14 protein-coding genes are annotated in these 12085 nt (G+C 59.1%); 11 read left to right on the plus strand and 3 right to left on the minus strand.

The window, feature by feature from the left end; genetic code table 11:
* Positions 1-12 precede the first annotated feature (12 nt).
* Positions 13-804, minus strand: a complete 792-nt coding sequence (locus ACA072_RS08720) for a hypothetical protein (protein WP_497623987.1) — start codon at positions 802-804, stop codon at positions 13-15.
* A gap of 99 nt (positions 805-903) precedes the next feature.
* A complete protein-coding gene (locus ACA072_RS08725) occupies positions 904-1857 on the minus strand; it encodes an alpha/beta hydrolase (RefSeq protein WP_497623988.1) in 954 nt (317 codons plus the stop codon).
* Positions 1858-1986: 129 nt separating this feature from the next.
* Between ACA072_RS08725 and aroC the strand changes: the two genes are divergently transcribed.
* From aroC to mtnC, 5 genes are read left to right on the plus strand one after another with little or no spacing between them, the layout of a single operon-like run.
* Positions 1987-3078: a chorismate synthase gene (gene aroC / locus ACA072_RS08730; RefSeq protein ID WP_497623989.1), complete on the plus strand. Its 1092-nt coding sequence runs from the start codon at positions 1987-1989 to the stop codon at positions 3076-3078.
* Positions 3079-3112: 34 nt separating this feature from the next.
* On the plus strand, positions 3113-4258 hold the full coding sequence (locus ACA072_RS08735) for an MFS transporter (RefSeq protein WP_497623990.1): 1146 nt from the start codon (positions 3113-3115) through the stop codon (positions 4256-4258).
* The gene (locus ACA072_RS08740; protein WP_497623991.1) at positions 4255-4881 is read left to right on the plus strand and encodes a methylthioribulose 1-phosphate dehydratase; all 627 of its coding nucleotides are present in this window, start codon (positions 4255-4257) and stop codon (positions 4879-4881) included. Before ACA072_RS08735 ends, ACA072_RS08740 begins: the two co-directional genes overlap by 4 nt.
* A gap of 20 nt (positions 4882-4901) precedes the next feature.
* The gene (locus tag ACA072_RS08745; protein ID WP_259150911.1) at positions 4902-5447 is read left to right on the plus strand and encodes a 1,2-dihydroxy-3-keto-5-methylthiopentene dioxygenase; all 546 of its coding nucleotides are present in this window, start codon (positions 4902-4904) and stop codon (positions 5445-5447) included.
* Positions 5448-5451: 4 nt separating this feature from the next.
* Positions 5452-6135 carry an acireductone synthase gene (gene mtnC / locus ACA072_RS08750; protein ID WP_497623992.1) on the plus strand — a complete coding sequence of 228 codons (684 nt, stop codon included), beginning with the start codon at positions 5452-5454 and terminating at the stop codon, positions 6133-6135.
* Between the two features lie 205 nt (positions 6136-6340).
* Here mtnC and ACA072_RS08755 read toward each other — a convergent pair whose 3' ends face one another.
* Positions 6341-6619 (minus strand): DUF3509 domain-containing protein, encoded by a 279-nt coding sequence (locus ACA072_RS08755; RefSeq protein WP_497334807.1) that lies wholly within the window; start codon positions 6617-6619, stop codon positions 6341-6343.
* Positions 6620-6963: 344 nt separating this feature from the next.
* Here ACA072_RS08755 and ACA072_RS08760 point away from each other — a divergent pair, with 344 nt between their 5' ends.
* The 6 genes from ACA072_RS08760 (at position 6964) to ACA072_RS08785 (ending at position 12049) form a co-directional block, all read left to right on the plus strand.
* Positions 6964-8790, plus strand: coding sequence for a long-chain-acyl-CoA synthetase (locus ACA072_RS08760; RefSeq protein ID WP_497623993.1), 1827 nt, complete (start codon positions 6964-6966; stop codon positions 8788-8790).
* A gap of 112 nt (positions 8791-8902) precedes the next feature.
* Positions 8903-9421, plus strand: a complete 519-nt coding sequence (locus tag ACA072_RS08765) for an ankyrin repeat domain-containing protein (protein ID WP_497623994.1) — start codon at positions 8903-8905, stop codon at positions 9419-9421.
* Positions 9422-9668: 247 nt separating this feature from the next.
* Positions 9669-10199 (plus strand): hypothetical protein, encoded by a 531-nt coding sequence (locus ACA072_RS08770; RefSeq protein ID WP_109628771.1) that lies wholly within the window; start codon positions 9669-9671, stop codon positions 10197-10199.
* 64 nt (positions 10200-10263) lie between these two features.
* On the plus strand, positions 10264-10455 hold the full coding sequence (locus tag ACA072_RS08775; RefSeq protein WP_059404672.1) for a PLDc N-terminal domain-containing protein: 192 nt from the start codon (positions 10264-10266) through the stop codon (positions 10453-10455).
* Between the two features lie 264 nt (positions 10456-10719).
* Positions 10720-11595 carry a polyamine aminopropyltransferase gene (speE, locus tag ACA072_RS08780; protein WP_497623995.1) on the plus strand — a complete coding sequence of 292 codons (876 nt, stop codon included), beginning with the start codon at positions 10720-10722 and terminating at the stop codon, positions 11593-11595.
* Between the two features lie 220 nt (positions 11596-11815).
* Positions 11816-12049 carry a hypothetical protein gene (locus ACA072_RS08785; RefSeq protein ID WP_497623996.1) on the plus strand — a complete coding sequence of 78 codons (234 nt, stop codon included), beginning with the start codon at positions 11816-11818 and terminating at the stop codon, positions 12047-12049.
* The last annotated feature ends 36 nt before the right edge of the window (positions 12050-12085 follow it).

Raw genomic sequence — 12085 nt, forward strand, 5'->3', positions numbered from 1 at the left:
AACGATCAGCCATCAACGGTGCGTAGCAATCCAGATCAACAACCCCGCCTGAAACACCGCAAACGCCACCAGGCACGTAATGGTGAAGCGCAGCCCGGCGTCTTCACGCTTGTACTTGCTGACCTTTTCTTCATGCTTCTTCAGCTTCACTTCCTGCTCGGCCAGATTCTGCTCGGCCTGCTGAAGCATCTGCGCGGCTTCAAGGATTTCCACCAGTTGCAGCTTTTCGGTGTTCCAGTCACCCACCAGGTCTTCGACCTTTACTTCTTTGACGCTGCCTTTCAAATGCTGGGCGTCGGCGTAGACCACCTCAAAACCATGCACCTTCAGAAAGTGATCGCGGCGCAGGCGGGTGTCTTCGTTTAACGCATCTTTATTGTTCAGATCGGTGCCGTCGACGGTGTAACCGGGCCAGCGCTTTTTCGCCCAAGTGATGCCTTGGGCGGCCATGAACCGGCCGATGCCCCGGTTCATCGGTTCAATTTGCAAACCGCTTTCGGGCTCGAAATGCACCCGTTTGGTGGTGTGATTGACCCACACGTCCAGGTGGTTCTGCTCTTTGCGCACGCGCTGGCCAGGCAACTTGATGCTCATGCGCATCAGGCTGTGTTCCTTGCTGTTGCGGTCGGCGTAACCGAATTCGACAAAGCGCAGTGGCCGCCCACCGGTATTGCGATCGGTTTGCAGCGGCGCCAGACGGAGCATCTTGTGGTGCTCGACGTGGACATCCGCCCACGGCAGCTCGACCGCTGGCGGTGCGTCTTTTTCAGCAGTCGTGTCGGGTGAAGTCTGGGTATCAGTCATAACGGCGAGATCCTGTCCAAGCTCTGCTTGTCGCCAGTCATAGCGCTGGCGACAAAGGCTTATCGGCCGTTTTTTTCAGGACTGGAGGGTAAAACCCTCTTAACTGGCGCGAAGTCCGTCAATAAACCCGAGGATTCGCGCGCCAAGTTCGGCGGCCAGCGGCAATTGCGGATCCTTGTAAGAGGCCATTTGCCGTTTTACGTCGTTGGGGACGATGCGCATGACGTGGTTCATGCCTTCGATCAGCGCCAGTTCGGCGTCCGGTTTGGCGGCCTTGAGCATCCGGGCGTCACCGACACCGACCTGGATATCGTTGCTGCCCTGGATGATCAGCGCCGGCATCTTCAATTTGGCGAACGCCGCTGCCGGATCCTGGCGGAACAGCGAGATCAAATATGGCTGCACGCTAGGGCGGAAAATCACCTGCAATTGCGGTGGCACGTTGTCGTCGGTGTGGCCGGCCTTGAGGCTGTCGATTAATTCATTGCTGCGCAGCATCAGCGGCGGTGGCAGGCGATTGCTCAATTGTTGACGCAACACCTCATCGATCGGCCGGGCGCTGCCGGACATGGAGATGACCGCGGCGGCATCGACGCTGGGCGCCGCGAGGCTGGCGATCAAGGCGCCTTCGCTGTGGCCCAGCAGAATCAACTGGCCGAAGCGTGGATCGGTTTTGAGCTTGCGGCCCCAGGCCTCCGCGTCGGACACATAGGCTTCTACCGACAGATTGCGCTCGTCCGGCGTCGCCGCGAGGCTTGCCGCCACGCCGCGCTTGTCATAACGCACGCTGGCGATGTTGTGTTTGGCCAGCACCCAGGCCAGGCGCTTGAGGCTGTCGTTACGTCCGCCGTCGGGGTTGTTTCCGTCACGATCCGTAGGGCCGGAGCCGGAAATGATCAGGACAACCGGCACAGGGGTCTCTGATTTCGGCAGCAACAGCGAGCCGAAAAGCTCGCCGGTGCCGGTGTCTAAAGTGATCGGGCGTTGCAGGACAGTGGCCTGGGCAAAGCCGGTAAACAGGGTAAGGCTCAAGGCTAGAACTCGCAGCATCATCACGCCATCATTCACAAAGGTGCCGGTTGGACTCGCGGGCACCCATAAGGTTCGAGGATGAACTACTTGGGTAGCCTGCGTATACTGGCGCGCATTACGTATTCAGGTTCATTTCACGGAGCGTCCTGCATGTCCGGCAATACCTACGGCAAGCTGTTCACTGTCACCACCGCGGGCGAGAGCCATGGTCCGGCGTTGGTCGCCATTGTCGACGGCTGCCCGCCTGGGCTGGAGATCTCCCTTGAGGATTTGCAGCGTGACCTGGACCGGCGCAAACCCGGCACCAGCCGCCACACCACGCAGCGCCAGGAAGCCGATGAAGTCGAAATCCTCAGCGGCGTGTTCGAAGGTCGCACCACCGGTTGCTCCATTGGCCTGTTGATCCGCAACACCGACCAGAAGTCCAAGGACTACTCGGCGATCAAGGATCTGTTCCGCCCGGCCCACGCCGACTACACCTACCACCATAAATACGGCGAGCGCGATTACCGCGGTGGCGGACGCAGCTCCGCTCGTGAAACCGCCATGCGCGTGGCGGCGGGCGCGATTGCCAAGAAATACCTGGCGACCCAGGGCATTGTCATTCGCGGCTACATGAGCCAGCTCGGCCCGATCGAAATCCCGTTCAAGACCTGGGATTCGGTGGAAGAGAATGCGTTCTTCAGCCCTGACCCGGACAAGGTGCCGGAGCTGGAAGCCTATATGGACCAGTTGCGCCGTGATCAGGATTCGGTCGGCGCGAAGATCACCGTCGTCGCCGAAGGCGTGATGCCCGGCCTCGGCGAGCCGATCTTCGACCGCCTCGACGCTGAACTGGCCCATGCGCTGATGAGCATCAACGCGGTCAAGGGCGTGGAAATCGGCTCCGGTTTCGCCAGCGTCGCCCAGCGCGGCACCGAACACCGCGACGAAATGACCCCGGAAGGCTTCCTCAGCAACAACGCCGGCGGCATTCTCGGCGGGATTTCGTCCGGTCAGCCGATCGTTGCGCATCTGGCGTTGAAGCCGACGTCGAGCATCACCACGCCGGGCCGCTCCATCGACATCCACGGCAACCCGGTGGACGTCGTCACCAAGGGCCGTCATGACCCGTGCGTCGGCATTCGCGCCACGCCGATCGCTGAAGCGATGATGGCCATCGTGCTGATGGATCACCTGCTGCGTCATCGTGGGCAAAATGCCGACGTGCGCGTGAGCACGCCGGTGCTGGGTCAGCTTTAATGGCTGATCACACAGCCGCCAAGGTCTGAGGACGTTGGCGGCGCTCCCGTACTGGCGGCTTTCCAGTTTCTATCTGTTCTATTTCGCCTTGCTCGGTTCGACAGCGCCGTTTCTGGCGCTGTACTTCGATCACCTGGGCTTTTCCAGCGCGCGCATCGGCGAGCTGGTGGCGATCCCGATGCTGATGCGCTGCGTGGCGCCGAACATCTGGGGCTGGCTCGGTGACTATACCGGCCGCCGCCTGGCCATCGTGCGCTTCGGCGCCGTCTGCACGCTGCTGACGTTCTCGCTGATTTTCGTCAGCAAGACCTACGCCTGGCTGGCGATGGTCATGGCTTTGCACGCGTTCTTCTGGCACGCGGTGTTGCCGCAGTTCGAAGTCATTACCCTGGCGCATTTGAAAGGGCAGACGTCGCGTTACAGCCAAATCCGCCTCTGGGGCTCTATTGGATTCATCATCACCGTGGTCGCGCTTGGCCGGATGTTCGAATGGCTGAGCCTCGACATCTATCCGGTGGCGCTGGTGCTGATCATGGCCGGCATTGTCGTCAGCAGCCTGTGGGTGCCCAATGCGCAACCGGTCCAGGGCGAGCGAATTGCCGGAGACGGGTTTCTCAGGCAATTGCGCAATCCCGGTGTGTTGGCGTTTTACGGCTGCGTGGCGCTGATGCAGGTGAGCCACGGGCCTTATTACACCTTTTTGACCCTGCACCTTGAACGGCTCGGTTACAGCCGGGGCGTGATCGGTATGCTCTGGGCGGTCGGCGTGGTCGCTGAAGTCCTGATGTTCCTGGCCATGAGCAAGATCCTCGCGCGCTTTTCGGTGCGTCGGGTACTGTTTGTGAGTTTTTTGCTGGCGGCCGTGCGCTGGTTGCTGCTGGGTTCGTTGGCCGAATTCCTCTGGATCTTGTTGTTTGCCCAGGTGCTGCACGCCGCAACATTCGGCAGCTTTCACGCCGCTGCCATCCAATTCGTGCAACGTAGCTTCGGTGCACGCCAGCAAGGGCAGGGGCAGGCGCTTTATGCCGCGCTGGCCGGCACCGGCGGCGCATTGGGCGCGTTGTATTCCGGCTACAGCTGGAACGCCCTCGGGGCTACGTTCACCTTTAGTATTGCCAGTCTCGCAGCCTTCGCCGCTGCCGTTATCATTGCCACACGTATGCAAGAGGACCGGCCATGAGCCTTACCCGTGAACACCTCGCCCAGGAAATCATCGACGCCGGGCGTTTTCTGTATGGCCGCGGCTGGTCGCCAGCCACCAGCAGCAACTATTCGACCCGCCTGTCGCCGACCGAAGCGCTGCTGACCGTGTCTGGCAAGCACAAAGGCCAGTTGGGTCTTGATGATGTGCTGGCCACCGACTTGTCGGGCAACAGCCTGGAACCAGGCAAAAAACCGTCCGCCGAAACCCTGCTGCACACCCAGCTCTACAGTTGGCGCCCGGAGATCGGCGCGGTGCTGCACACCCATTCGGTGAACGCCACGGTGCTGTCGCGCCTGACGCCAGAAGCGTTCATCGAGTTCGAAGATTACGAACTGCAAAAAGCCTTCAGCGGCGTCTCGACTCATGAGTCCCGGGTGCGCGTGCCGATTTTCGACAACGATCAGGACATTGCGCGTCTCGCCGCCAAGGTGCAGCCTTGGCTTGAAGCCCATCCCGATTGCGTCGGCTACCTGATTCGCGGCCACGGCCTCTACACCTGGGGCACGCGCATGAGCGATGCACTGCGGCAGATCGAGGCGTTTGAATTTTTGTTCGAGTGCGAGTTGAAGATGCGCTCACTCTTGAACCATAAAGCATGAACCGTTAAGGAGTTGCCCTGATGAGCAGCCTGTCCGTTTACCACGTCTCAAGCCCTGACATTCCGAACAAGGTGCTGACCCATTTCGAAGACATCGCCTCGACCCTGGCCGAGCAGGGTGTGCGTTTCGACCGCTGGCAAGCCACGGCAAAAATCCAGCCCGGCGCCAGCCAGGAAGAAGTGATCGCCGCGTACCAGGAACAGATCGACAAGCTGATGACCGAGCGCGGTTACGTCACCGTCGACGTGATCAGCCTCAACAGCGACCACCCGCAAAAAGCCGAACTGCGTGCCAAGTTCCTCGACGAACACCGCCATGGCGAAGACGAAGTACGATTTTTCGTCGCCGGCCGTGGGCTGTTCACCCTGCACATCGACGATTACGTCTACGCCGTGCTCTGCGAGAAGAACGACCTGATCTCGGTTCCGGCCGGCACGCCGCACTGGTTCGACATGGGCGAGCATCCGCACTTCGTCGCGATCCGTCTGTTCAACAATCCTGAAGGCTGGGTGGCCAACTTCACCGGCGAAGACATCGCCAGCCGCTTTCCGCGTCTTGAGGACTGAGCCAATGCCGATCAAAGCGATTCTCACCGACATCGAAGGCACCACCAGCGCGGTGAGTTTTGTGTTCGACGTGCTATTCCCGTACGCCGCCAAACACCTGCCGGACTTTGTTCGCCAGCACGCCGAGCGTGCGGATGTTGCCGAACAACTAGCCGCCGTGCGCCTCGACAGTAACGAGCCGGGTGCCGACGTTGAGCGGGTGATCGAAATCCTGCTGGGCTGGATCGCCGAAGACCGCAAGGCCACGCCGTTGAAAGCGTTGCAGGGCATGGTCTGGGAACAGGGCTATCAGGCCGGGCAGTTGAAAGGCCACGTTTACCCGGACGCCGTTGAAGCGCTCAAGCGCTGGCATCAGGACGGTTTCAAACTGTTCGTTTATTCCTCGGGCTCGATCCAGGCACAAAAGCTGATCTTCGGCTGCTCGGAGGCGGGGGACTTGTCGCCGCTGTTCAGCGGCTATTTCGACACCACGTCGGGGCCCAAGCGTGAAGCGCAGTCTTATGAACACATCACCCAGGCCATTGGGGTGGAAGCTGCGCAGATTGTGTTCCTGTCCGACATCGTCGAGGAACTGGACGCGGCGCGCGCGGCCGGCATGGCAACGTGCGGGCTGGCCCGAGAGGGTGGGGCGCTGGCGGGGCATGTGACTGTCGACAGTTTTGCGCGGATTGATCCCTCCACCTTCTAAGCCACAACACCTTTACCCTGTGGGAGCGGGCTTGCTCGCGAAAGCGGTGTGTCAGGTTATACATCTGTCGACTGACACACCGCTTTCGCGAGCAAGCCCGCTCCCACAGGGAATCGTGCTATGCCGGAAATCAAAACAGGCCGTGGAGCGAAAGCTCTCACGGCCTGTTTGTTTTGCAGCGTATTTATTCACACAACAGCAAGGTTTACGCCGAGTGATAGGTCGGCAGGGCAAACCGTTGCTGGCTTTGCAGCATGGAGATCTGCGGCAGTTCGCTGGCCTGTTCAGCCAGGTCACGGCGAATCGCACTGATCACCCACGACAGTTGATCGCCGGCATGCAATTGCTGGTAGGAAATCGAACGCTTGAACACTTTGCCTTCGGCGCTGCGCAGGGTCAGCAAAATTCCGCCGTCTGGACGCGACTGGGTGTTCACTTCGAAGTTGGAGAACAGGGAGGTAAATTTTTCTTGGATCAGGCTCATGTCTATCAGCTCCGTTTGCACTTGATTGGCAAGCATGGAGAGGTAGTTGCAGTGATTGTGCCAGCACCTGATTTTTTTAAAATCGTTATAAATCAATAAGTTATATTTAAGGCATATTTTTGTTTTCGTGCAATCTGCATGAATGGCCATCGTGCATCCTGCATTTTGCGTGGTCAGCCACGATCCGATGGAACCAATTGCACCTGCTGAGGTTCGTGATCTCGAACGTACGGAGCGCGGATACAAAACATTTCAAAAACCGCGTGTACAGCTCGAGAACCGCTGACGTATTTTCGGGTTCATAGACCGCCACCCGACAATAAAAAGATCGAACGGGAGCAAGCATGAGCGACACGATTACCTGGGGCATGATGCTCCGCAAGCTGCCTTCCATTGCCAGAGCCATTCCGCGAGTGGTGAAGGGCATGAAAGTCGCCAACGTCAAGGACCCGACCCAACCGTGTGGCCTCGGCTGGACGTTCGAGCAAGCGACCTTGCGCAATCCCGACGGCCCCGCGTTGCTGCAGGGCGACGTTACGCTGAGTTATTCACAGGTCAACCAGTGGGCCAATCGAATGGCCCATCACCTGATTGCCCAAGGCATCCAAAAGGGCGACGTGGTGGCGGTTTTTCTCGAGAACCGTCCCGAACTGCTGGTGACGATATTGGCCGTGGCCAAAGTCGGCGCGATCAGCGCCTTGCTCAACACCTCGCAAACCCGCGACACCCTGGCCCACAGCCTGAATCTTGTGGCACCTGCGGCGATCATTGTCGGCGAAGAATTGGCCCCTGCCTTCAACGGAGTCCGCGAGCGGGTGTCGATCGAGCCCACGCGCACCTGGTTCGTCGCCGATCAAGACACCTACCGTCATCCCGGCAATACGCCTGACGGTTTTATCAATCTGATGTGCGCCAGCGCCCAGGCGTCCATTGAGAATCCGGCCAGTAGCCAGCAGGTTTTTTTCGACGATCCCTGTTTCTATATCTACACCTCAGGCACCACAGGATTGCCCAAGGCGGGTGTGTTCAAACACGGTCGCTGGATGCGCAGCTCGGCGAGTTTCGGCCAGATTGCCCTGAATATGCAGCCGCAGGACGTCGTCTATTGCACCTTGCCGCTCTACCACGCCACCGGGCTCTGCGTGTGCTGGGGCTCGGCGATCAGTGGCGCCGCAGGATTTGCCATCCGCCGCAAGTTCAGCGCCAGCCAGTTCTGGAACGACGTGCGCAAATACCAGGCGACCACCCTCGGTTACGTCGGCGAACTATGCCGCTACCTGGTGGATCAGCCGCCCTCGGCGGACGACAGCCAGCACCGCGTGACCAAGATGATCGGCAACGGCCTGCGTCCCGGTGCCTGGCGCGAGTTCAAGACGCGTTTTGGTGTTGATCACATCTGTGAGCTGTACGCCGCCAGCGACGGCAATATCGGCTTTACCAACATCCTGAACTTCGACAACACCATTGGTTTTTCCCTCATGGCCTGGGAGCTGGTGGCCTACGACCACGACAGCGGCCTGCCGATTCGGGATGCCAAAGGCTTCATGCGCAAAGTTGCTAAAGGCGAGCAGGGCCTGTTGTTGGCGAGAATCGACGACAAAGCGCCGCTGGACGGTTACACCGATCCGCAGAAGACCGAAAAAGTCGTGCTCCACGACGTGTTCACCCAGGGCGACCGCTACTTCAATACCGGCGACCTGCTGCGCAACATTGGTTTTGGCCATGCGCAGTTTGTGGATCGGTTGGGCGACACTTACCGCTGGAAGGGTGAAAACGTCTCGACCACTGAGGTGGAGAACATTCTCCTGCAGCATCCGAATATTTCTGAAGCCGTGGCGTATGGCGTGGAAATCCGGAACACCAACGGACGTGCCGGCATGGCCGCGATCACGCCCGCGGAATCCCTGGCGACCCTGGATTTCAGCGAACTGCTGGACTTTGCCCGCCAGCAAATGCCTGCGTACGCAGTGCCGCTTTTCCTGCGGGTGAAAGTGAAAATGGAAACCACCGGGACCTTCAAATATCAGAAGACCCGGCTCAAGGACGAAGCCTTCGACCCCGGCAAAACCGGTGATGACCCGATCTACGCCTGGTTGCCCGGCACCCAGACTTACGTGCAAGTCACTCCGCAGTTGCTGGCGGATATTCACGGCGGCGCTTTTCGTTATTGAAAGCAGCGCTATTGAATGTCGCTATGGCGACTCTTGAGAAAAAAGAAGTGACAGCCTCGGGGCTGCTCGGGAAACTGTCGGCTTTCCCGAATGACAGAAAGTGGAGTCCCCGATGTCAGACCAAAGCCGCCAGATGACCCCCGAAGAAGCCGCTGAATTTGCCGAACAGGTATTCAACAAAGCGCGCGAGGGCGATGCGGCCATGATGGCTGCGTTGCTGACCAAAGGCCTGCCACCGAACCTGCGCAACCACAAGGGCGACACTTTGCTGATGCTCGCCGCCTACCACGGCCATGTGGAAACGGTAAAAGTGCTGCTGGAACACAAGGCCGATCCGGAAATCCGTAACGACAATGGTCAAAGCCCGATTGCCGGCGCCGCCTTCAAGGGCGACCTCGCTGTGGTCAAGGCGTTGGTCGAGGGTGGTGCGCAAGTCGAAGGTTCGTCCTTTGATGGTCGTACGGCGCTGATGATGGCGGCGATGTTTAACCGCGTTGAAATCGTTGATTACCTGATCAGCGAGGGCGCCGATCCGAAAGCCAAGGATGCCAATGGCGTTACCGCGCTGGATGCTGCGAAGACCCTCGGTGCCGTGGACACCACTGTGCAGCTGCAGAAATTGCTCGGCTGATTACGCACGGCTCCCTGTGTTGAGGGGGCTTTTGTGGCGAAGGTGCTTTTGTGGCGAGGGGGCTTGCCCCCGTTGGGTCGCGAAGCGGCCCCAGAAATCTAGAGGGTTTCCGAAATCTTGCCAGTGCTGCGCACTGGAACGGGGGCAAGCCCCCTCGCCACAGGAAGCGCTCGCCACAAGTCCGCATTTCATACGGAATGCGCTATCCTTCGCGCCCTCAAAATTCACTCGCTACAGGATCCGCCCCATGAAAGCCGCACTCGTCGAACTCATCACTAAAATCAGCTCCGGGTGCATGAGCGATGACGAAATCCTGAAAGTTGCTGATGAAGCGGCCCAGGCCTACGCCGATCCCGAGGCTTTTCTGACGGCCAATCCGGATATCAACTACGACGACACCTTCCCGATTCCACTGGGCGAATGGGTGGTTGTCGGCAGCCTGCCGGAGACCGTGCTGTTCCAGGCCGACACCTACGTGGACCTGTTCGCTCAGATCGTCGCCTCGTTCGGCCCCGGTGTTGATTTCAACATCAAACCCAAGCAACTGGCCAAAACCGAAGCCCTGACCGCGCTAAATCGCATTCAGGTGCAGATGGGCAGCATGAACAAGGAAAACGGCGGTTACACGCTGATGAACTTCAGCCAGTTGCTCGACGACGAACTGCAAGTGGTGTTGGTCTTCGGCAACGACGTACCGCGCGTGCTCGAGTTGTGCGCCGAAGTGGGCATCACTGCCGCACCCTCGCTCGAAGCCCTCAAAATTGCGGTCCACGTTTAAAAAGCGGAACCCTCGCAAGGCCCGGCTATCCTAAGAGTGCACACCACTCTTAGGGAGCGACACCATGGGTTCCACGTTCAACGGTCTGATTGGCCTGATCATTCTTGCCCTGGATATCTGGGCAATCATCAACGTGCTCAAAAGTGGCGCCGACACAGGGATGAAAATCATCTGGGTGCTGCTGATCCTGCTGCTGCCGGTCCTGGGCCTGATCATCTGGGCCATCGCCGGGCCACGGGGCAACGTCCGGGTCTGAACACGCACCCAAAGCCATCACTTTTCCCCTGTGGGAGCTAGCCTGCTAGCGATAGCGGAGTGTCAGCCACAACTTTACTGACTGACACTCCGCTATCGCTAGCAGGCTAGCTCCCACAAGGATTGTGTTGTGTCATCAAGTGAGGTTCGACCTGTCATCTTCCGCAACGTAGAATGCGCGCCTTTCCCGGTTAATCGAGCCGATCGATTGGCCATCATGGGCGGGTAACCGTCCGTTGCCACCGCATTCATCGGAGCACTTCCCATGAGCAACATCACCCCCAGCGACTACCTGGAAACCCTCTACGAAGGCTACGGCCAGCGTTTTCGCATGGAAAAACTGCTGCACGAAGTGCGCACCGAACACCAGCACCTGGTGATCTTCGAAAACCCGCGCATGGGCCGGGTCATGGCGCTGGACGGTGTGATCCAGACCACCGAAGCCGACGAATTCATCTACCACGAGATGCTCACCCACGTACCGATCATCGCCCATGGCTCCGCCAAGCGCGTGCTGATCATCGGTGGCGGCGACGGCGGCATGCTGCGTGAAGTGGCCAAGCACCGCAGCATCGAGCACATCACCATGGTCGAGATCGACGGCACCGTGGTCGACATGTGCAAGGCATTCCTGCCGAACCACTCCAAGGGTGCGTTCGATGATCCACGCCTGAACCTGGTGATCGACGACGGCATGCGTTTCGTCGCCACCACCACCGAAAAATTCGACGTGATCATTTCCGACTCCACCGACCCGATCGGTCCGGGTGAAGTGCTGTTTTCGGAAAACTTCTATCAGGCCTGCCGTCGCTGCCTGAACGAAGGCGGCATCCTTGTGACCCAGAACGGCACCCCGTTCATGCAGATCGAAGAAGTCAAAACCACTGCCGGTCGCCTGCGCAGCCTGTTCCCGGACTGGCACTTCTATCAGGCAGCGGTGCCGACCTACATCGGCGGTTCGATGACCTTTGCCTGGGGCGCGACCAACACCGCTTACCGCAAGTTGTCCCGTGAAACCTTGCAACAGCGTTTCGCCGGCAGCGGCATCATCACCCGCTACTACAACCCGGAAATCCACATCGGCGCCTTCGCCCTGCCGCAATACGTGCTGCAAGCGGTGAACAAGCCAAGCAACGACTAAACTCAAGATGTACGCATAACCAACGGTGGGAGCGGGCTTGCTCGCGAAGGGTCGTTCAGTTGACATCAATGTTGCCTGACACACCGCATTCGCGAGCAAGCCCGCTCCCACAGGTTTTATGTTTTTCATGCCACTACACGGTAATCCGTGGGAACGATCACTCAGGCCAAAAGTCCAGATGGTTGTAAGCCCATTTGCGGGTTTGTTCGAGGAGGCACTGATGCAAAAGTGGAAAATCACTTTCGTGGATGATCACGGTGAAACAGTCGATGAAGTCTTTGAGTGCGACGAATGCCCGGACAACGAGCAAGCCGCGAAACTCATCAAGGCCCGGCTCCTTCCTGTCGCCGCCGAACTGGATCTGAACGATCTGGAAGGGCGAACCGCCGACGCAAGCGTCAAAAGTCTCAAGACCCAGAACAGCATTGAAATCCTCGGCATCACGCCAATCTGAACAACACCTGTCTCATTCTTATCCAGGCCTTGGCAG

The sequence above is a fragment of the Pseudomonas sp. LBUM1656 genome (assembly GCF_059716065.1).